General features: G+C 68.1%; 17 protein-coding genes. 11 read left to right on the top strand and 6 right to left on the bottom strand.

Going from position 1 to position 21,535, the window contains the following annotated elements; translation table 11 throughout:
• The first annotated feature begins 17 nt into the window (after nt 1–17).
• The 9 genes from RI578_RS40030 (at nt 18) to RI578_RS39990 (ending at nt 12,210) form a co-directional block, all read left to right on the top strand.
• Entirely contained in the window at nt 18–1,070 is a 1,053-nt protein-coding gene (locus tag RI578_RS40030; RefSeq protein ID WP_310869126.1) for a Gfo/Idh/MocA family oxidoreductase, read from the top strand.
• A 27-nt stretch (nt 1,071–1,097) separates the two neighbouring features.
• A complete protein-coding gene (locus RI578_RS40025) occupies nt 1,098–2,231 on the top strand; it encodes a TauD/TfdA family dioxygenase (protein ID WP_310869127.1) in 1,134 nt (377 codons plus the stop codon).
• The gene (locus tag RI578_RS40020) at nt 2,185–3,468 is read left to right on the top strand and encodes an argininosuccinate synthase domain-containing protein (protein ID WP_310869128.1); all 1,284 of its coding nucleotides are present in this window, start codon (nt 2,185–2,187) and stop codon (nt 3,466–3,468) included. The genes RI578_RS40025 and RI578_RS40020 overlap by 47 nt, the downstream gene beginning before the upstream one ends.
• Entirely contained in the window at nt 3,455–4,153 is a 699-nt protein-coding gene (locus RI578_RS40015) for a cyclase family protein (protein ID WP_310869129.1), read from the top strand. The genes RI578_RS40020 and RI578_RS40015 overlap by 14 nt, the downstream gene beginning before the upstream one ends.
• A gap of 343 nt (nt 4,154–4,496) precedes the next feature.
• Nucleotides 4,497–5,660, top strand: a complete 1,164-nt coding sequence (locus tag RI578_RS40010; protein ID WP_310869130.1) for an AMP-binding protein — start codon at nt 4,497–4,499, stop codon at nt 5,658–5,660.
• Between the two features lie 83 nt (nt 5,661–5,743).
• Nucleotides 5,744–7,846, top strand: a complete 2,103-nt coding sequence (locus RI578_RS40005; protein ID WP_310869131.1) for a carbamoyltransferase C-terminal domain-containing protein — start codon at nt 5,744–5,746, stop codon at nt 7,844–7,846.
• Nucleotides 7,847–7,865: 19 nt separating this feature from the next.
• Nucleotides 7,866–9,299, top strand: coding sequence for a condensation domain-containing protein (locus RI578_RS40000; RefSeq protein ID WP_310869132.1), 1,434 nt, complete (start codon nt 7,866–7,868; stop codon nt 9,297–9,299).
• 66 nt (nt 9,300–9,365) lie between these two features.
• Nucleotides 9,366–10,166: a glycosyltransferase gene (locus tag RI578_RS39995; protein WP_310875625.1), complete on the top strand. Its 801-nt coding sequence runs from the start codon at nt 9,366–9,368 to the stop codon at nt 10,164–10,166.
• Between the two features lie 982 nt (nt 10,167–11,148).
• A complete protein-coding gene (locus RI578_RS39990) occupies nt 11,149–12,210 on the top strand; it encodes a hypothetical protein (RefSeq protein ID WP_310869133.1) in 1,062 nt (353 codons plus the stop codon).
• A gap of 4 nt (nt 12,211–12,214) precedes the next feature.
• Here RI578_RS39990 and RI578_RS39985 read toward each other — a convergent pair whose 3' ends face one another.
• Nucleotides 12,215–13,138 carry a histidinol-phosphatase gene (locus RI578_RS39985; protein ID WP_310869134.1) on the bottom strand — a complete coding sequence of 308 codons (924 nt, stop codon included), beginning with the start codon at nt 13,136–13,138 and terminating at the stop codon, nt 12,215–12,217.
• Nucleotides 13,131–13,490: a hypothetical protein gene (locus RI578_RS39980; RefSeq protein ID WP_310869135.1), complete on the bottom strand. Its 360-nt coding sequence runs from the start codon at nt 13,488–13,490 to the stop codon at nt 13,131–13,133. Before RI578_RS39980 ends, RI578_RS39985 begins: the two co-directional genes overlap by 8 nt.
• Before the next feature lie 202 nt (nt 13,491–13,692).
• Between RI578_RS39980 and RI578_RS39975 the strand changes: the two genes are divergently transcribed.
• The gene (locus RI578_RS39975; RefSeq protein ID WP_310869136.1) at nt 13,693–14,865 is read left to right on the top strand and encodes a glycosyltransferase family 4 protein; all 1,173 of its coding nucleotides are present in this window, start codon (nt 13,693–13,695) and stop codon (nt 14,863–14,865) included.
• A 5-nt stretch (nt 14,866–14,870) separates the two neighbouring features.
• On the opposite strand, the gene RI578_RS39970 is transcribed toward RI578_RS39975, so the two are convergent.
• Nucleotides 14,871–15,839 carry an LLM class flavin-dependent oxidoreductase gene (locus RI578_RS39970; protein WP_310869137.1) on the bottom strand — a complete coding sequence of 323 codons (969 nt, stop codon included), beginning with the start codon at nt 15,837–15,839 and terminating at the stop codon, nt 14,871–14,873.
• 93 nt (nt 15,840–15,932) lie between these two features.
• On the opposite strand from RI578_RS39970, the gene RI578_RS39965 reads away from it, so the two are divergent.
• Entirely contained in the window at nt 15,933–16,835 is a 903-nt protein-coding gene (locus RI578_RS39965) for a glycosyltransferase family 2 protein (protein WP_310869138.1), read from the top strand.
• Between the two features lie 59 nt (nt 16,836–16,894).
• Here the strand turns inward: RI578_RS39965 and RI578_RS39960 are convergent, their stop codons facing one another.
• From RI578_RS39960 to RI578_RS39950, 3 genes are read right to left on the bottom strand one after another with little or no spacing between them, the layout of a single operon-like run.
• Complete coding sequence (locus RI578_RS39960; RefSeq protein WP_310869139.1) at nt 16,895–17,785, bottom strand: fructosamine kinase family protein; 891 nt, start codon at nt 17,783–17,785, stop codon at nt 16,895–16,897.
• Nucleotides 17,786–17,839: 54 nt separating this feature from the next.
• Nucleotides 17,840–19,633 (bottom strand): ABC transporter ATP-binding protein, encoded by a 1,794-nt coding sequence (locus RI578_RS39955; RefSeq protein ID WP_310869140.1) that lies wholly within the window; start codon nt 19,631–19,633, stop codon nt 17,840–17,842.
• Nucleotides 19,633–21,534 (bottom strand): ATP-binding cassette domain-containing protein, encoded by a 1,902-nt coding sequence (locus RI578_RS39950; RefSeq protein ID WP_310869141.1) that lies wholly within the window; start codon nt 21,532–21,534, stop codon nt 19,633–19,635. Before RI578_RS39950 ends, RI578_RS39955 begins: the two co-directional genes overlap by 1 nt.
• Between the last annotated feature and the right edge of the window lies 1 nt (nt 21,535).

The following is a 21,535-nucleotide window of genomic DNA, read 5'->3' as shown; positions in this document are numbered from 1 at the left end:
GAGGAATGTGAGGTTGCATGACACTGCCGGACAAGCCGACAGCGGTCGGGGTCGTGGGCTGCGGCGAAATAGCGCAGATCATGCACCTACCGAATCTGCGCGAGCTGGATGACCGGTTCCAACTGCTCTCCGTATGCGACAACGACCCTGAAGTCCTGAAGTCGGTCGCCCACCGGTTTGGTGTGGAGAACGCTCACACCGACGCGCGGTATGTCCTCGAGGACAGAGCCGTCGAGGCTGTGGTGATCGCTACCTCCGGTGATCACGCCGGCCTCGTGGAACAGGCATTGGACGCAGGGAAGCACGTCTTCGTCGAGAAGCCGCTTTGCTACTCGGTCGCCGACGCCCGCCGGATCGCCGAGCATGCCCGGGCGGCGGGGCTGACCGTCATGGTGGGGTACAGCAGAATCTTCGACACGGCCTTCGACGAGTTCCACCGGCTGGCGAATGAACAACCGCCGGGACGGCTCATCACGAGTACCGCCGTGCTGCCGGACGACTACTTCTACCGGGCACATCACAGCGTCACGCACTGCACATCACCCGCCGCAGACAACACTGCGGCGGCCGAACCGACCTGGCCGTACTTGTTCGAGGAAGTGCTCCACAACCTCGCCACACATGAGCTGTACTGCCTGCGGCATGTTTTCCGGTCCGGATTCCACCTGAAGAGTGCCACTCCTCTCCTCGGACGCCGCGGAGTTCACGCGCTGTGGGAATCCGAAGACGGCGACACTGCCTCGATGACGTTGGCCGTGATGACCGGGTTGTCGGGCGGTTACCGCGAGGAGTTTCACGTTTCCACCCCTATGTCACAGACCACGCTCACGTACCCCTCGGTGTATCTCAAGAACACGCCGGCGACCGTGCACCACTCGTTCTCGGAAGGGTCGCACGGACCGCTACGTTCGCAGGTGTACGAAGGATCGTACGAGGATCCGTTCAAACGCGAGCTTGAGCACTTTGCCGACGTTCTGGCGGCGAAGAGGGTGAGCCGGTGCAGCGCGGAGGACGCAATTCACGACATACAGATGATAGCGGAGATCTACGACCGGGCCAGAAATGCGTAGATGCCACATCCTCGGAAAGTCCGTACAATGACGAATCGCATCTCAGTGGATCAGTCAGGTAACCTCTTTCCTGAGCTCCTCCCGCCGTTCACGTTGGACGGGCAGGAGCGATCGGCGCTGACGGCGGACTGCAGAAAAATTGCCGAAGGTACTCCGTTCACAGATCTGGACAGCAACGCCGCGCTCTCGTCCATGGTGTCCGGCGCCCGCCATCTGCCCGCCCGACTGGTGGAAGAACTCACCCATTTCCGCTGGACGAGCAATGATCACGGAGCCCTGGTGATAAGCGGCTTGCCGCTGGATCCGGTACTGCCGGACACACCGACTGACGAAGATAAGTTGCCGTCGAGACAGCCTGCCGACATACCGATATGCACGACGGTACAGTTGCTTATCCTCAGCGTACTGGGTGATCTCATCTCGTACGCTGAAGAAAAGGCTGGAGCGCTGGTTCAGGACGTCGTCCCGAAGCCGGGAATGGAAGCTCGGCAGGAAAACGTCGGCAGCTCACTCCTGGAACTGCACACAGAGAACGGATTCCATCCCACCAGACCTGACTTCATCACACTGCTGTGTCTCCGACCTGACCGCGACGATCGCGCCCAGACGGTGGTCGCCGGCATGCGCCACGCTCTCCCTCTGGTATCGCGTGACGCCATCGAGATCCTCCGGCAGCCGTACTTCCGGGTCGCCTACAGTTCGTCTTTCGTCGGCCCTGGCAAGCGTGTTTACTGCGATCCGATCCCCGTTCTAAGCGACTCGGGCGGAGCCGAGAGCATGGTCGTTGATCTGCACGGTATGGAGGCCACGACGGTCAGCGCCCAGACGGCGCTGACCGAGCTATTTGATGCTCTGCGGCAGTCCGTGGTGGGTGTGCGGCTGCGTCCTGGCGATTTACTGGTGGTCGACAACCGCACGGCGGTCCACGGCCGGACGGCATTCGTGCCTCGCTTCGACGGCTGTGACCGCTGGTTGCGCCGTGCTTTCGCGATCAACGATCTTCGTCGATCCGAAGCCGGGCGACCGCCCTACTCCCGGGTGATCCGTCGCAGCGTTCCCCCGCACGTTTCCCGCTTGTCCGGTGCCGACACCCATACGAGGGAAGGGAGCCGCGATGCTGCTCACGACGAGTCTGGAGGACCTCTCGGAGAAGGTGCCTGATCGCCCTCTCGTCCTCTACTCGGGTGGCGTTGACGGAACGTATCTCCTCAAGTGGCTGGTGGACCGTTCCGCCAACCCTCTGGCCCTGGTGATCGACCTGGGAACCAATGCCGACCCGGCCGCGACAGCACGGGCCGACGCCCTCGGTGTGGAGGTAGAGCGAGTCGATGCCACAGAGGAGTTCTTCCGGGAATTCCTGCCAGCCGCGATTCACGCCGACGCTTATTACGAAGGGCTCTACCCGATCGGCTCGAGCATCTCCCGGCCCCTGATGGGACGGCTCGCGGCGCAAGTCGCCCGGCAGCGCGACTGTGACACTATCTGCCACAGCGCGACAGCCATGCAGAACAGCGGCGTACGGCTGTCGGCCGCAATCGCCCACTTCAGCCCTGAGCTGCCACTCGCAGCTCCCTTTCTGCAGTCGGCGGTGTCCCGGGAGCGCATGGTCTCCGAACTCACTTCTATCGGGATCGAGTTCCCCCACGGCGTACACAGCATCGACACCAACCCGTGGGCCCGAGTCATCGAGTGCGGCAGCCTCGACAGCCCCGAGAACGAGCTGGACTCCGATGTCTTCCAGTGGTCGGCCACGCCGGATACCGCCTTTAAGGCCGGACCAGAGGTGATCGAGCTGGCATTCGATCGCGGCCTGCCAGTCTCGCTCAACGGCAAGGGCATGCCCCTGGCGTCGTTGGTCCCACAGCTGAACGAAATGGCGGGCGCCCGCGGGGTCGGCCGGTTTTCCGGACTCGAAGACACCTTCATGAGGGGCAAGAACCACGAGGTCAGGGAAGCACCGGCGGCATCCGTCATCACCACCGCGCATCGCGCTTTGGCCAACGCGGTCTTCGAGGGAAAGGAGTACGCCGTCCGGAACTTTCTCGCGACGGCTTGGACGCACTCCGTCGTGGAGGGCGGCTGGTACAACCACACGACCCAGTGCGTGCGGGACGCGCTGGAACAACTGGACCGCATCGTCACCGGAGTGGTGCGCCTGCGCATCTTCGCGGGAAGTGTTGGCGTCGAGCGGCTGGAGTCGCCGCACGGCCTCTATCGCCACCGGCTCACCGGCCCCGGGTGGCCCAGCGACCACACCGGCGCGCACGGGTCGCTGATTGCGACGCTGGCGCACATCGAGGAACTGCGACGCGACGACACCGACGACGGACCGGATCACGGCCGCACGGCCGAGGACGTACACCCCAGCGAGAGGAAACCGAAGTATGACGGCCGCTGACATCGTGGACCTGAGTCACCCAGTCCGCCACGGCATGGTGACCTACCCTGGGCTGCCCGGTCCGGAGGTCACGACCCAGATGTCCCGCGAGGAGTCGCGAACGCGGTACGCCGACGGCGTGGAGTTCCACATAGGCCGCATCAGCATGGTGGCCAACACGGGAACTTACCTGGACGCGCCATTCCACAGGTACAGCGACGGTGCAGACACATCCGGGGTCGCCCTCGACCGAGTCGTCGATGTCGAAGGTGTCGTCGTACGTACCAAGGAGACGGGTGAGGTCGGCCCGGAAGCCATCGACAGGGCAGCTGTAGCAGGCAAGGCCGTCCTTTTCCATACCGGTTGGGACGCACACTGGGGCACAGGCCGGTACTTCTCGGATACTCATCCTTTTCTGGGACGCGCCGCGGCCGAGCTCCTCGTGGAACTGGAGCCCGCGGTCGTGGGGATCGACTCCGTCAACATTGACTCGATGACCGACAGGTCGCGGCCGGCGCACTCATTGCTGCTGGAGCAGGGAATCCCGATCGTCGAGCACCTCCATCACCTGGACAAGTTGCCGACCTCCGGGTTCCGGTTCTTCGCGCCGCCGCTTGCGGTGGTGGGACTCGGTACGTGCTCCGTTCGGGCGTTCGGGGTCGTCGACCGGGACGGCGCTCCGCACGCCACCCCGAAAACCCGTTGAAGGGAGGAGAGTCATTACACTGGTCGATTCGATCCGCCGGGCCTTCGAGGATCAGCCGGAAAGTGTGGCGCTGGCGACATCCGACATGACCATGAGCTACGCACAACTGCACCAATTGACCGACCGGCACGCCGACGCGCTCATATCGGCGCGAGGCCCAGCGGGACCAGTCGCCGTCGTGTGTGACACCGACGGTGGTGCGATCCCCTTGGTACTCGGGGCCCTACGCACCGGTCGTCCGGTCGTACTGCTGCCCGGTCGGGCGACGTCTTCGGTTAGGGAGACATCGCTACGGGACACCGGCTGCTCTCAGATCGCCTGGCCCGGCGCCCGGCCGGAGGATATGCGCATCGAGCGGCTCGAACCGTCCGCAGAAACGCTCTGGCCTCGGGCGTCCCTCGTGTTCTGCACCTCCGGTTCGACCGGGCATCCGAAGCTGGTACCCCTGGGTGATCCCGCGCTCTGCCGATTCGCGGACTGGGCGGCCACCATGTTCGGTATCGGTGATGGCACCAAGGTGCTCAGCTACGCCCCTCTCAACTTCGATCTGTCACTTCTCGAAGTATGGACGACATTGTCCCGCGGCGGCACTGTGATCGGGGCGACGGGACCGACGCTGCGCGACGCCAAGCACCTGGCGCAGCTCGTCAGGAGGTGGCAGCCGGACGTGATCGAAGGCGTTCCGGTCCTGTACGAACTGCTCGCCCGCGGGTTGCTCTCACTGGCAGCTGGCGATGAGCTGACCACTCGACACGTCATCATGACTGGCGACAACACGCCGCAACCGACGCGCCGGGCCGTCAGGGACATGTTCCCCTCGGCCACCTATTACAACGTGTACGGAAGTACCGAGACGAACGACTCGCTCGTAGCCATACTGGACGATGAGCAGATGGTGTCCGACCAAATCCCCCTCGGCGAGCCGCTACCGGGTGTCGACATCCGGCTCGTCGCCGACGGCGGTGGCGAACTTGTCGGACCTGGTGTCGCCGAACTGTACGTCGCCACGCCGTTTCAGGCAGCCGGGTACATCGACCCGGCGGGGAGAGACGAAGGCAGCTTCGTCGAGGGCGCACAGATCAGTCCCAGTGCATCCGGCAGCACCTACTTTCGTTCCAGAGATCTCGTCGAGCGCCAAGACGACGGAACACTGTGCTTCATCGGCCGGCGCGACTGCCGGGTGAAGGTGCGAGGGGTCAGCGTTGACCTTGAAGATGTCGAGGACGCGCTTCTGCGGATGGAGGCCATCGTGGAGGCTGTGGCGCTGCCGTGGAATAGGAACGGCGACACCAGCGTCGCCGCGGTGATCAGGACGGACACGGACCACACGGTGTCGAGCGTCGACGTCCGACGATTCTGCGCCTCCCGGATCGAGCCCGCAGCCGTACCGTTTCGCATCGTGTTCGCCGACCGACCACTCCCGAGAACGTCCACCGGGAAGATCGACCGGAACGCGGCTGTGCAGTTTCTGCCGGCACCCAAGCCAGCCACCGCACCAGCCGATTGAGTCCGCAACAGTCTGTGTTCCTTCCGACGATACGACGAATATCGCCTGCGGGCAGACTGCTGCCCACGGCCGAAGGGTGCTCAATGCTCAGTCTCGGGGTGTACACCGGCCCGCACGACCCAGGCGCTTGCCTCATCGCCGACGGGAGCGTGGTCACGGCCATAGAAGAAGAGCGGCTCACCAGGGTGAAATACGGGGCCATCAGGAACTACCACGGCCTGTGGGAGGAGTTCGGGGAACGGTTCGGGTACTACCCGTGGGCCTCAATCAGCTACTGCCTCCAGGCGCGTTCGATCGGCCTGGACGATGTCGACCAGATCGTGATCGCCGACGACTACCTGGCGCCCATGGCCGGGCTCAACCTTCCAGTCCGCGACCCAGAACGCCTGGTGGTCGCGCGTGAGCCGAGCGGTAGCGTGCACCATTATGTGCACGCCCTGTCCGCGTTCTGGGCAAGCGGGTTCGAGGAAGCAGCGGTCTTGGTCGTCGACGGCGACGGCACGTGGACGGAGGAAGGCTACGAGGCCGAAACGGCGTACACGTTCACCCGAACTGGACGCCACTCCACCATTCTGAAGAATCGGTACGCACCGGTCAGGACCGACTTTGGAGCCGAAAACCTGTTCAACCCGGGCCTCGGCTGGATGTACGAGTACATAACCACGTTCCTCGGCTTCTACAACACCAGGGCCGGCGTGCCGGATGCGGGAAAGACCATGGGCCTCGCGCCCTATGGTGGCCCCCGTCCAGAACTGGCCGGCGAATGGTTCCACCTCGGCGAAGGCCGCTTCGACTTCCGGCCGTTCCTCGACTGGATCGTCGGCATGGGCTACGCCGAATTTCTGAACGACCAGAGCTTCAGTCTCGTACCGGACTCGGCGAATATCAGCTCCTTCGCGAAGGATCTGGCATGGAAGGTGCAGAGCGAGCTCGAGCGCGGAATGCTCGGCCTGTGCGGGGAGGTGCAGCGCCGGACAGGTCAACGCAATCTTTGCATCGCCGGCGGAGTGGGCCTGAACGCGGTGGCGAACGGAGTCCTCGCCCGTTCCGGGATCTTCGACCGGATCTTCGTCCAACCGGCCGCTGGTGACAACGGCCAAGCAGTCGGGCTCGCGTACTACGGCTACGTGAACGCAGGGAAGGCACGCGACCTCAAGCCAATCTCGCACTCGTACACGGGGCGGGGCTACGACACCACCGCCATTGTCGAGTATCTGGACGCTGTCGGTGCGTCCTACGAAGTGATCGATACCGATGGCCTCACGGACCGGACGGCCGCCGAACTGGCGCAGGGAGCTGTGATCGGTTGGTTCCAGGGGGGCAGCGAGTACGGGCCGCGTGCTCTCGGCCACCGGAGCATCCTCGCCGATCCGAGGCCCGAGGACATGCGTGACCGAATCAACCAGCAGGTCAAAATGCGCGAGATGTTCCGGCCCTTCGCGCCGAGCGTGCTCGAAAGCCATGTGAACAAGGTGTTCGACACCAGTACGGCCGCTGACACACGGTTCATGCTGTCCTGCTGCCCCGTACGCGAGGAGTGGCAGCAGATGGTGCCGGCGATCTGCCACGTCGATGGGACCGCCCGCATCCAGATCGTCGCCCCGGACGTCGACGAGCAGTACCACCGGCTTATCGCGAGCTTCTTCGAGACGACCGGTGTCCCCTTGGTACTCAACACATCGCTGAACATTCGCGGCATGCCACTTGTGGAGACACCGGCGGACGCAATCCAGTGCCTCCTGTCCTCTGATCTCGACGCCCTGTACATCCACAATATTCGCGTGGTGTACCCGGAGCACGAGCGGATCCGTCCCGACCTCGCCCCGGGCTGGACCGTTGCGGAGAACGAAGGCAGGTCCGTCCTAACCAACGGTGAGCGGACGCTGAGCGTGACGGAGGAGGAAGCCCGCCTGCTGTGTCGCTTCGACGGTGCGCGGAGCCTGCGGGATGCCGTCGAGGCAGCCGGACTCAAGCCGGACTCGGAGCCGCCCGAGCGCATCGCTGAACGCTTGGTCAAGTACGCCTACCGGGCTGGAGCGGTGACACTGCGGGCCGGCCGCCTGCCGTTCGAAACGCGGTGGACGTTCGGGCGGCTTCCGTTGGCCGACGGAGCCCGGCGACACACCCCGTATCCCGGCCCGGTCGGACCGGACAAGCTCATACTGCCGCGGTCGGTAGGGCGCTGAACAACCTCCACATCGGGCAATGCGCCGGCTGACGGGATTGGGGACTTACAGCATGTCGTTCACAGGCGTGGTCGGGCCGCTGCCTCGGGGATACGAACTGCTCTGGGAGCGGATGCACGAGATGTCGCCGGGGGATCCGGGTGGGTCTCGATTCACGGCTCTGCTGACGCGTGGCCTCGGTGGTCAGGTCGACGCGGACGCGTTGGAGAAGGCTCTCGCGGATGTGACGCGACGGCATGAGATGCTGCGGATGCGGTTCAAGACCACCGGTCTCGATCCGCTGGTGGAGATCGTGGAGGACGTCGAGGCGGAGTTACACGTCGAGGATCTCCGGCATCATCCGCCATCCGAGCGGCAGGCACTAGTAGCGCATGTCCTTTACCTGGAGAGCGTGCGTGCCTTCGACCTGGTGGCGGTCCCTGTGTGGCGCGCGTGTCTCCTCCGGTTGTCGGAGGACTACAGCATCCTGTGCGTCAGCTTTCCAGACTTCCTGTTCGACGCCTGGTCGGACCGGATCCTGGTGCAGGATCTGATGGCGTGCTATAGCGCACGTCTCGGGCTGTCTCGCCCGCCCACGCCGGTGTCCTACGGCTATCGAGACCTGCTGAATCTGCACGAGCGACAGTACGGGGGCCGTGGCCCGCGCATTCAGGAGCAGGTGAGCCGGCTCCATCCGCTGCCCCGGCCCCTGTCCATCGACCCCCGGGACACAGCCGCTTCCGACCTGCTGATTGACCCGGCCGCCATCGACTTCAGTGTGTCCTCCGAGGTGTCGGCGCGCTTGGACGACTGTGCGACCAGGCTTCGCACGACGCAGTACGTCGTCCTGATGGCGGCCTACTACCTCGTGGTCGCCAGCGTCTCGGGGTCGTCCAAGGTGGTAGTGAGCACGGTGACGCTGGGCCGTCACAGCAAGGCTGAGCGGGCGCTGGTCGGACAGTTCGGCCAGGACGTGTTCGTCCCCGTGAACATCGACTGGAAGGGGTCTTTGGAAGCCTTCGTGCAACAGGTGCACCGAGCACTGGCCGATGCCAGGCTGGCGCGGACGGGCTACCGAAACCTGGTGGAGTTGCTCGGTGAGGCCCATCGACCCAGGCCCTGGTCGGACCTCCATCTCTTCGACTCCTACTTCCAGTCCGTCGTACCCGAGTCGAGTGAGTCGTTCCCCGGTCCGCTGCGGGTCGACCATGAGCTCGAGGTCATACCGGCGCCGCTGCCGGGTGTGGACGAATACCCCCGGCTGGGTGACGTTCCGAGCGAGGCGATGCCGGTCTGGTGGCGACAGGCGCAGCCCTGGATGCTGGTGGACAGCCGCCGCCAGGGCGGGACTCTGAACTTCAACCGCACCTTCTACGACGAGTCACAGGTAAAGGGCCGTATCACCAGCTTTCTTGAGGTCCTGCGAGCGATAGCCGACGACAGCGGGCAGCCCGTGTGGAAAGCGGTCGGCTAATTGGCCGACCGGACAGAGAAAGCCAGCACACTCGGGCTGGCGAGTCGCCGAGGCGAAGGAGAGACGGTGGGGGGATGCGCATCCCAGCTGGAAGGCCTGGTCACTGTTGTCACACCGACGAGGAGACGGCCAGCCCTACTGAGCCGGGCGATCGAGTCCGTCCAGCGGCAATGCTGCCAGCATGTGCGAACGCACATCATCATGGTGGACGACTGCTCCGACACCTGGCTGGCCCTTGGGCGGGACCTACCCGCGACCGTGTGGCCGCGCTGGGCGCAACGAGGTCCGGACGACAGGAACGGGCCACGGCGCATCGCGTCCGTCCGGGACGTCGGGACGGAGCTGGCGCAGACACCTTGGGTTGCCTATCTCGACGACGACAACCAATGGGACGAAACACATCTGCACAGCCTCCTGATGAAGGCACGCGAGTCCGGCAGTCCGGCGGTGCACTCGTGGGCGCGTGTGATTCACCCGGACGGAGAGCCATATCTCGAGCAGCGTGACCCGTGGGCGTTCGGTGAGGAGAATGGACGCCGGGAGTATCAGCGGATGAAAGAGCTCGGAGTAGTTGAGCCAGGTTCTAACGTATTCAAGGATCGCGTCGACGCACACGACGGGCCCACATCAGTCCGGTCGGTGGACCAGAGTGCGTGGCTTCTCGAAACGGAGTTAGTACGGGGTATCCGCTTCAGCAACATGAGTAGACCGCCGGACCGGACGATGTCTTTGGGCGAGGATGACCTTTTCAACGAGAACTTGCTAGCCAAGAACATCAGAATCTGTGCCACGGAACAGGCGACACTGATTTACCAGCTCGGCGGATACTCAACAGCGCCGGAGGCAAACGAGCCGGCGGATTGGTGACCCGTCCGGCATCCTCGCCCCCTTCCCTGCCGCCGGTCCGTCCGGCGGCCGACTCCCCCTCCCCGTCCGGGGCACGGGGCACCACATCAGCCCGAAGCGGGCCGCAGGCCGCAGGGCTTGCCGACTCCTGGGGGCGGCGGAAGAGTTGTCTGCCCATTGCCTTCCTGGAAGGTGAGGGACCCACGCGCGGTGGGCGGTGGTGAAGACGACATCGCCCCTGCACCGAGAAACGCGGCATCGGTGACGTCCTGATGAGCGGCCAGGACGTCGGCCAGGCACAAGATCTCCCTCATCGAAGGCAGCCAGCGGGCTCTTGTCCCAGTCGTCGACGAGCCTGGCGCCGCGTTCAGCGGCACAATGAGGTACCAGCGGGCCGTAGAAGAGAGCCTGGATCTCCTCCGGGGTACCTGGCTGTGGGCCCAGGGCCGGTGCCTGGTGTGCAGCGTGTCGGTCTCCATCCGCAAGCTGGTCCGGACCTTTGATTCAGTGTCAACTAAGCTGCTCTGCAGGGCTGTTGAGATTCGAGCGGTGGGCTCATGACGGAGACACGGCGGGCGACGGCGAACACCGGGACGGCGGAGGCACCCCGGAGAGTACCTGGTGGGGGTGGCCGCCGCGATCCTCGGACTCCCGGCACTGGCGGTGACCGGATTCTTGGCCTGATGGCGTTCTGGGTGCTGTTCGGCGAGTCCTGAAGGGGTCCCCGCCGCGCCCACCCCCGGCCACGCCCGCCCGGCAGGCCGCCGGCCACGCACTGTCTGCGGGGCGGCACATCCGGTCTGCCGGACGCACGGGGCCACCGCATGCTTCGAGCGGGAAGTCCCGTATGGGAGAACGCCGTTGTGCATGTCGGCTCGGTCCGCACTGCCATGTCTTCACCGGAACGGTCCGAGCCGCGACAATCAGGAGGTCGTGCGGTGTCGTTCACTCCTGAAAGGCTGGACAGTTGCCCGAGCAGAACTGGCGGTTATCCATCGCGGTCATGACCCACGAGCTGCGGCTGGGCATGGCCGAGCGACTGCGGGACGCCCACCCGCACCTCGACATCCGTGTCGTCTGCGACACCGGGCCGCTGGGCGAGCGTGGCTCACTGCGGTCCGCCCGCAGGGCGTGGGCCGCGGCGGCGCCCTGGGCGACCCATCATCTGGTGCTGCAGGACGATGTCCGGCTGACCGGCAACTTCCTCGACCTCGTGGGCGAGTTAATCGAGCACTACCCCGAGGGTGTGTCCTCCCTCTTCGTCGAGTGGGGCTCCTGGACCGCCTCCGTGGCGCGCGTCGCGGCGCTCTGCGGGGCGGGCTGGGCCGAGGTCGTCGACGACTACGTGCCGACACAGGCCGTCGTGATGCCGGTGGCCCTCGCGAAGGACGTCAGCGCCTGGTTCGAGGAGGCGCTCGGCGGGGACGAGCCCGACGACGTCACGCTGCGCCGCTACCTCCGTTCGGCCGGCCTGACCCCGCAGGTCGCCGTGCCCAACGCGGTCGAGCACCGGGACGCCACCAGCCTGACCGGCAACAGCCGTCACGGCATGCGCTGCGCCACCTGTTGGACCGCGGGCGCCACCTCCTTGTCCGGGGTCGACCCACGGCGGTCGGTCACGGGCATCGACGCGGTTCCCGTGCTGGCCTGGTGGGGCGAGCCCGGCGCCTACTTCCGTTTCCGCGACCCGACGACGGACGGGGGCTGGCGCAAGGTGCCGGCTCTGGCGGCGCTCGCGGACCTCGGCTTCGGCGAGGACCACGTCCTGCGGCTCGCCGGCGACGCCCTGCGCCGGGAACGCGACACGGGACACGCGCGGCGGCTGATCGGTGAGCACCTGTTGTCCGAGCTGTGGCTCGCCGCGTTCGGCCTCGGCGTCTGTGCCGCCGCTGCCGGGGCGTCCCCGGCGGGGGAAGGCATGGAGACCCGGGTGGGGCGCCGCGCGCTGGGCACCATGGCGCTGGGCGCGGTGCGCAACCGCGTACCGCGCCCGCTGTTCGCCAAGGCCGCCGCGGTCCTGACGCCGGTGGTGCGCGACGCCGTCCGCGTGGGTCTGGCCGTCTGACGGCTCACGAACCGTCCGGTGGCGGCCAGGCGCCGTCGTCGTCCGGGTCGGGCAGGGGCACGAGTTCCGGCTCGCCCCCGGTGCCGAATTTCAGTCGGCTGCGGTGTCCGGCGGCGCGTGCGTAGCGGACGAGCGTGCGGAACCGGTCCGCCGCCTGGTCCGGGTAGTGGGCGTCGCTGGCCAGGGTGATCGGCACGCCCGCCTCGTGGCACATCCGCAACAGGGTCGGCGCCGGATACGGTTCCCCCGCCTCGTACCGAAGACCCGCACTGGACACCTCGAACGCCACGCCGCCACGCCGTGCGGCGTCGACCACGCGGCGGTACAGGTCGACGGGCTCCTCTTCGCAGCGGTGACCGAACTTCTTGACCACGTCGGGGTGGGCCAGCACCTGGACAATGCCGGATTCGGCGAGGTCCGCGACGAGCCGGAAGTAGTCCTCGTACGAACGCCGCACCCCGCGGCGCTCGAACTCGTCCGTCATCCCGTCGTGGTCCACGGCCCAGGAGCCGATCCAGTGCACGGACCCGATGAGATAGTCGAACGGGTACGAGGCGAGGATGTCGAGGATCTTCTCCATCCGGCCGGGCAGGAAGTCGACCTCGAGCCCGAGCAGCACCGGAAGCCCTCGGTCCCGGGCGCCCAGGACGGCCTCGGTGTAGCGGTCCAGACGGAGATTCAGCTCGTCGTAGTAGTACCGGCGGGACCGCTCGGAGAGATCGGCCGACTCACCGGTGTCCCAGAACCCCGCGGCGACGGGTTCCAGGTCCACGAAACGGTGCATGTGCTCGGTGAAGCCAACCTCGGTCGCTCCGCGCGACAGGGCCCGCTCCACATACGCGTCGACGTGCCCCTTCGGATACACGCCCGGCGGCGGGCTGTCCGGGCGGGGCGTGTGCGGATGGAGATGGACGTGATAGTCACCCATGCCGCTCGGCCGTCCTGCCGGAGAACCGCGCCTCGTACCGGTCGAGCGTCGCGGCGAACTCGGCGCCCGCGTCCAGCCCGGCCGCGTCCGCGAAGCCGAACAACGCGAACAGGACGTCGCCGAACTCCGACCGCACCTGGTCCGAGGGCGGGGTGCTGGTGGCCGAGGGCGCGTACCCGCAGTTCTTCAGGTAGGCGCCGGCCAGCTCCCCCAGCTCGGCGGACGCGTCGAGCAGGGCGACGTCCGCGGTGACCGGCATGTTCACGCGCCGGCGGAACGCCCCGGTCAGTTCCTGGCACTCGGTGAGGGTCGCGCCGACCGGAGGTCCGGCCGGATGCGCGTCGCTGATCATCGGTGGTGACCTCGCCTTCGTACGGGAAGGGCATGGCGGAACACGGCCGCTCGGCGGCCCGTATATCAGTACCACGTGCGTGTGGACATGGTGATCCGAATATGTGAACCGGCTGATCGAGAAGGGCCCGGCGACTCGGCGTAAGGCCATGGGGAAGGGGGCATGGATCGGTGCGGGATGATGCCGGCGGTAACGGAGTGACATGAGAGTGTTGATGATCGCCTCCAGCTTCCACCCCACCATCGGAGGTGCGGAGACGTACGCGCATGTGATCGCGGAAGGGCTCGCCGGCCGGGGTCACGACATCATGCTGGTGACCGACGCGCCGCGGGAGGACCCGGCCGGCCGGGCCGTGGAGGGGGATCCACGCGGGGTGGCGGTCCACCGGCTCACCGGGTACCGGGAACTGCTCGCGGACCCCAGCAAGGTGTTATGGGAGCAGATGGCCTTCTCGCTGGCACCGGAACTGGCCTCCTGTTCCGAGAAGTTCCGGCCGGACCTGGTCTTCACCAACACCCTCGACGCCGCCCTGGCCGGCAAGTGGATCGCGGTGGACCGGGGCATACCGTGGGTGGCGACCTTCCATGAACACGAGCCGGAGGCGCAGCCCCTGGGCAGTGCCCGGCTGCGGGTCGTCCACGAGATCCTGCGCCCCTCGCTCGTACTGGCCTGCGCGGAGAACTACGCCGACCGCGCCCGCCGGCACGGATCGGCCGCAGTCACCCGGCTGATCCCGCACGGGGTGGACACGGAAAGATTCCGCCCGGACCGGGACACGGACCGGATCCGCCGGCGCTACGGATACGGTCCGGACGACCTCGTCGTCGTCTGCGCCGCGCAGCTCAAGCCGCGCAAGGGGATCCTGGAGCTCATCCGGGCGTTCTCGCCGGTGCACACCCGGCTGCCCCGCACCCGGCTGCTGATCGCGGGCGCCGTCAGTTCCTCCTCGGGCGACTATCCGGGGAAGCTGCGAGAGGAGATCGACCGGCTCGGGATCGGTGAGGCGGTGCGCATCGACAGCGAGGTGACGTTCCACCGGATGCCGGACGTGCTGGCCCTGGCCGACGTCGTCGCCCAGCCCAGCACCGGGGAAGGGCTGAGCCTGGTCATGCTTGAGGCCATGAGTTCCGGACGGCCCCTGCTCACCTGCAACTTCCCGGGCATCGACGAACTGGTGCGGGACCGGCGATCGGCCTTCCTCGTGCCGTCCCCGGATCCCTCCCACCTCGCCGACGCCCTGTTCGAGCTGCTCTCCGACGAGTCGCTGCGCCGCCGCACGGGCGAGCTGGCTCGCGAGCAGGTGCTGACGCACTTCACGCTCCAGAGGATGGCCGAACGGACGGAGAAGGCCCTGCTCGCCGCCCTGGACCGGTAGCCGCGTCACCCCCGCAGCCGGGTGGGTACCTCGCTCAGCCGCTTCAGCGCTTCGGCACCGTCGACGGCCGCCACCTGCAGGGCCAGTATGTCGGGGGCGATCCCGTCGATGATCCCCCGGCACAACTCCACCACCCGGGAGACGTCGTCGTAGCGGGGGAACCGCTGGAGGACGCCCTCGTGGCCCATCGCGTCGGCGTCCTCGCGCAGCCGGCGCGGGCTGCCCTCCTGGAGCCGGCGCGGGGTGCGCATACCGCGCCAGGGCCGCAGGGCCTCCCATGCCTCCGCGTCACTGCGGGCGAAGACGAGGAAGCAGGTGAGGACGACCCTCGGCGGCCGGCGGCCGGCCGCCGCCGCGGCCTTCCGGGCCACGTCGACGACGGTCCGCCGGGTGTGGCCGACGTCCTTCACCGACGTGATCACGCCGTCCGCCAGCCGCCCGGCGGCCTCGGCCGACCTCGGCCCCGACGCGGCCAGCAGAACGGGGACCGGCCCGGGGGGCGGACTGTGCAGCTTCATCGACGACACGGGGTAGTACGGCCCGTCGGAGCCCACCTCGGCGCCCGCCAGCAGCGAATCCATCAGCCGCAGGGCCTCCTCGGTACGCGCGAGCCGCTCGCGGTACGGCGGCAGGGACCCCACCAGGGGCTGCTCGTTGACCGCCTGCCCCATACCGACGCCCAACTCGAACCGGCCGCCGCAGATCCGCCCGACTGTCGCCGCCGCCTGCGCCACGAGCACCGGATGCATCCGGAACAGCGGGCACACGGCCGCCGTCATCAGCGTCGCCGTCCGCGTGGACGCGGCCAGCGCGCCCAGCGTCGCCCAGCTGAATCCGGCCGCTCCGCCGACGTCCGTCCAGGGTTGGAGATGGTCGGACACCAAGAGCGCGTCGAAGCCGGCTGATTCGGCGAGCACTCCCTGCTGTATCAGCGCTTCGGGCTGCCATTCCTCATGCGCCAGAAACCATCCCATTCGGACATTCGGACTCACACGTCCTCCTCACCGCACGGGCCGTCGCGGAGTACGGCACCACCTTGACAGAACACCCGGGACGCCCAGAAAGTAATGGGCGTGACTTTACGCTTCGTTTCTGTGGTGGGCGGCGACCTTTCCCTGCTGCCCTATTCCTTGGATCATTATCGGGAACTGGGGGTCGAAAGCTTTCATGTGATACGCCACGTTGAAAGCCGCGCAGACCCGACGCTGGGTCCTTCCGTGGAAATGATGCGGGAGGCCGGGCACGAATTCGCCGACGTCTGCGTGGCCCCGTGGCACGAGGATCTCAACGCCGCGCTCATCCGGAAGCAGATGAGCGTCTGGCCGGACGACTGGTGGATCGTCGCCGACCTTGACGAGTTCCATGTCTACGACAGATCACCGGCCGAGGTCGCCGCCTACTGCGAAGAGCACGGGTTCGACTTCGTCGAAGGGGCCTTCCTCGACCGGGTCAGCGCCGACGGCCGGCTCACCGGCCCGCTGCCGCACGGCGGGGAGCCGCTGTGGCGCCAGTATCCGCTGGCCGGCCAGCTCACCCTCGGGCTGCTGGACGGCCGGCCGACCAAGGTGACTCTCGTCCGGGGCACGGTCGAACTCGATCTGGGCCAGCACTACGCCTGGACGGGCAGGGGCGTTCCCGTCGAGGAGATCTACGCCCAGGTTCACCACTTCAAGTGGACCGCCTCCGCGCGACCTCGCCTGACCCGGCGGGTGGCGGCCTACTCGTCGGGCGAGTGGCGCCTGCTGCACCGGTCGATCGTCGGGGAGTCGCAGCGGTTCCTCGATCATCTCGGGAAGAACGGCGGCAGGATCGACGTGGACGACCCCGGGTTCCGCTTCGCGCACTGCTCCCTCGACTACACGGACTACCCCGGCTGGGAGGACACGGGGCCCGCGCTTCGCCACCGGTTCCGGGCGTACGACGCCGCCCGCCGGGAGAAACGGCGCACCGCCGAGGCGGCCCTGGAGTAGGGTGGCGGCCCGGTACCACCGGGTTCTCCGGGCAAGGGAGTCCGGCGGTGGCACGCCGGTCACACCGTCGCCGGGCCGCCGTCCCGCCGGAACGGGGCGATGATCTTCCGTACGGCCTCCGCAGCTCCCCAGTCGTCGTCGTCATGGGCGATGACGCTCAGGAGTTCCCTGAGATGGAAGAGGTCCATCCGGTCCCGCCAGCCGTCGTCGATCCCGGTGATCTCCTCGTACACGGCGAAGAAGCGGTCCGAGGCGGGCGGGCGCGGGGAGCACCACAGCATGCTGAGGTCGATTTCCGGCCAGTTGTAGGACACCGCGGGGTCGATGAGCACGGGCGCGCCGTCGGCGGTGGCGACGATGTTCTCCTGCCACAGATCGCCGTGGGTCAGGCACGGGGGCCGGTCCGGCACGAGCTCGGGCAGGGCCGCGCAGAGCCGTTCCAGAGCCTGCCGCTCCGCGGCGTCGAAGGCCGCCTCGACCAGGGGTTCCGACAGCCAGCGCAGGATGCGCCGCTCCGCGAGGAACGCGTGGCCGTCGCTGTCCCAGGTGTTGTCCTGGCGCAGCCGGCCCAGCCAGCCCGGACGGTGCCAGCCGAACCGCTCGGCGGTCGTGGAGGTGTGCAGGGCGGCGACCGTGCGGGCGAGCCGCTCCCAGAAACGCTCGTCGTCGCGGCGCGGCAGCATCTTCTCCAGCACGAGCAGCCGAGGAGAGGCGCACAGCACCTCCGGCGTGATCGCCCCGCCGGTTCCGCGAAGCTCCGTCAGACCGGCGGCTTCGACGGGAAAAATGTCCCGTTCCGGCCCGAGAAGCGTTTTCGCGAATAACTGGGAATCGTCCTCCAGGGTCACCAGTCCGGCAATTGCGACCACTCCGCCGGTGGCTTTCTCCACCTCTTTGGCCGCGTATCCCGCTTCATGGAGACGCTTGATGAGTATCTCTTCGTCAGACACCCGGAAATCACACCACATTTTCCCCGCACACACCAGGGAACCGTTCCGGCCAGTTCATCGGTAGCCGCGGGCCTGAAGCGTGTACAACTCCGCGTAGAGACCGCCGCGCCGCAGCAGTGTGGCGTGGTCCCCGGATTCCGCTATCCGGCCGCCCTCGACCACGACGATGAGGTCGGCCATTCCCACCGTGGAGAAACGGTGGGAAACCAGCAGCGTGATCCCGCCGTCGGCCGCCGACCTTCCGGCCTGAGCCGCATAGCGCTGGAAAAGGGCGTGCTCCGCCTCGGCGTCGAGGGCGGAGGCCGGTTCGTCCAGAACCATCAGAAGCGGCCCGTCCCGCATGAACGCGCGGCCGAGCGCCAGTTTCTGCCACTGGCCGCCGGAGAGTTCCGCCCCGTCGGTGTAGCTCCTGCCGAGACGGGTGGCCAGCCCCTCCGGCAGCGCGTCGGGCACACCGGCCGCCCGCGCGCGTGTCAGAGCCGTCCGCACGGCCTCTTCCGAGCCGGCACGGGGCAGATCGCCCACGCCGACGGCCTGCCGGACCGTGAACTCGTACCGGACGAAATCCTGGAACGCGGCCGCGGTCCGGGCCCGCCACTTCTCGGGCGGTATCCGCCGAAGATCGACGCCGTCCACGAGAACGCTCCCAGCGGTCGGCCGGTAGAGCCCGCACAGCAGCTTGACGAGCGTCGACTTGCCCGCCCCGTTCTCGCCGACGACCGCGACCACGGAGCCGGCCGGCAGGTGCAGGTCCACGTCCCGCAGTGACGGCCTCGCGGCACCCGGATACGCGAACGACAGCCCGCTCAACGTGATGCCGTGCCGCAGCCGTCGCGGCACCGCCGCCGCACGGGCCGCGGCGGGCGGCGGCTGTTCCGGTTCGCATGCCTGCCGCAGCTCCCGCATCCGCCGGTCCACCCCGGTCAGGCGCTGCAGATCGGGCACCAGCGCCACGGTCTGCGCGACCTGCGTGTTGGCCTGCGCGGCGAGCACGACGACCAGCACCACGTCGCCCACCGACTGTCGTCCGGCGACCGCCTGACGCAGCATCAGCAGCACCGCGCCCACATAACAGGCGGCGAACACCAGCTGGCTCAGGCCCCGCAGTACGGCGGCCCGGCGCTCCGCCCGCCACAGGATGTCACCGGCCCGCTCCCACAGCTCCGCGTGGCTGCCACGCGCCTCCTGCTCCAGCCGGTAGGCGAGAAGTTCCTTGGCGGAGGAGGCGTCGGTCGCCAGGCGGACCAGGTTGAGGGCACGACGGGTCGGTTCGGCGGCCGTGCCTCTGGCGTCGTCCATGAGCCGTTCGGCGTGCCGCCCCGCCAGCAGCGGCGGTACGGCGGCCAGCGGGAGCAGGAGCAGCAACGGATGCAGCAGGGCCAGCACGACAACCGTGAGCAGCAGCCCGCAGCCGAGTCCGGCCAGGGACAGCAGCGCCTGCAGCGTGTTGCGGGTCTGCGCGACCTCTCGTTCCAGCACCCCGAGCAGGTCGGCGCGGCGCGGGTCCTCGTGGCTGTCCAGGCCGGCGGTCCCGTTGGCGAGGACGATCAGTTCGTCGCCGTAGTGCAGCATGTTCAGCTCGGCGAGCTCGAAGTACGCGATGTGCGCGAAGTGTCCGCAGGTGAGCGCGGCGACGAGCAGCACGGCGACCAGCACCCCCAGCGCCACCGCCCGCCCCGCCGCGCCCTGCTGGGCCGCGTCGAACAGCCCACGCAGCCCCAGCCCCGCCAGGGGCATCGCGACGCCGCCGGCCAGCATCAGTCCGAGCGCTGTCAGCGTCCTGGCGCGGCTGTGCCGCCAGCACGTCCTCAGCAGGTCCGCGGAAGCCCGGTGCAGACCGCCGCTCATCACCGTGCTCCCGGCAGGGTCGACGGGGGGCGCATCTCGGTGAAACGGTACGCCTGGAGCCGGAACATCCGGGCGTACTCGCCGCCCGCGCGCATCAGTTCGCCGTGCGAACCCTGCTCGCTCACCCTGCCGCCCGACAGGACGACGATGTGGTCGGCGTGCCGCACGGTGGCGAAGCGGTGGGAGATCAGCACGGTGGTCACTCCGGGGCGGACGAACTCCTGGTAGAAGCGGGCCTCGGCACGTACGTCCAGACTGGCCGTGGGCTCGTCGAGGATGAGGACCCCGGCGCCGTGCCGCAGCCGGAACAGGGCGCGGGCCAGCGCCACCCGCTGCCACTGCCCGCCGGACAGCTCGGTGCCGCCGGTCAGGTGCCCTGCCAGCGGGGTGCCGAAGCCGCCGGGCAGCGCGTCCAGCACATCCGCCACACCGGCTTCGTCCGCCGCGGTACGGATCTCCCGCCGCGCCCCGGTGGTGTCCTTGCGGTGGACGCTGCCGTAGCCCACGTTGTCGAAGGCGCTGGTCTCGTACCGGTTGAAGTCCTGGAAGACGACCGCGAGCTGGGACCGCCAGACCTCCGCCGGACAGTCCCCGAGCGGTGTGCCGTCTATGGTGATCCGGCCCTCGTCGGGCTCGTACAACCGGGTGAGCAACTTGATCAGCGTGGTCTTCCCGGCGCCGTTGGCGCCGACGATCGCCGTGCACTTCCCGGCTTCGATCCTCATGTCGAGGCCCTCGAAGACGCGCCGCTCCCGGCCGGGGTAACCGAAGGAGACCCCGGAGAAGGCGATCTCCCGCCGGAGGTCGAGCGGCGGCGCCTGCGGGGTCTCCGGGTTGTCCGGCCGTGCCGGGTGACTGGCCACGCCCTCCTCGAACGCCGTCAACGCGTCATGGGCGTTCGTCCCGAGGATCGTCTGCATGTCGGACTCGGGGTAGAACTCACCGAGCCGGACGCCGATCAGCACGGCCTGCGTCGCCAGCGCCAGCCCGGTGAGCGTGGCCCCGCCCGCTCCGGCCGCCGCGACCGCCGCCAGCACCGTCGCCGTGACCACCAGGCCGAAGGCGGTGTACCGCAGATGGGGCCACAGCAGCAGGCGACGGCGCTCCGCCCAGGCCGGTGCCATCCACTCCAGGGCCACCGCGCGGTGCCGGTCGCGCAGCCAGCCGGCCAACCCGAAAATCCGGATCTCCTTGCCCGCCGCGGCGCGCGTGGCCAGATCCCGCAGATAGCGTTCCTCCCGCCGGCGCCCCACGAGCGACGCCCAGCTCGCCATGTGACCCCGCAGTCCGTGGCGGAGCGAGTGGCGCATCGCCAGCACGGCGACGCAGACCGCGAGCCCGGCGATCCAGGAGAAGCAGAACCCGATGACCCCCACACAGCCCGCCAGCTGCATTCCCCGTGCCAGCAGATGCAGCAGGCCGGCGCACGCCTTCCCGGGGCTGTCCGCGCCGGTCTCCAGCTCCCGCCGCGCCTCGCTGAGCCGCTCCAGCAGCCGGGGGTCCTCCAGCGGACCGATGCCCGGTCCGCGCAGCGAGGCCGCGATGATCCGGTCGAAGAGCGCCCCGTCCACCCGTCTGGCGACGAGCTCACCGAGCATCCCCTGCACCGTGGCGAGCACTTGCTGCGCGGTGAACGCGGCGGACGCCACCACGAACGCCGTCAGCACCCCCGACCACCGTGCCGAGCCGGTGCCCGCCTCCAGTGCGGCGGGCACCCGGCCCACCATCACACTGCTGCTGACCACGAACACCACGGGCAGTACGCCCAGTAACACGTCGCAGGCCACCGTCGCCGCCACCGGACCGCGTCCGGCCGCAGGCAGCAGCCCCGCGATCCGCCGCAGCCCGGCCCGCCGCGCGCCCGGCGCTGCCCGGCCGGAACCGGTCAGGCGGCGCCCCATC

The sequence above is a fragment of the Streptomyces sp. BB1-1-1 genome (assembly GCF_031597775.1).
Taxonomy (GTDB): Bacteria; Actinomycetota; Actinomycetes; order Streptomycetales; family Streptomycetaceae; genus Streptomyces; species Streptomyces thinghirensis.
This window is presented reverse-complemented; position numbering and strand designations above follow the sequence as displayed.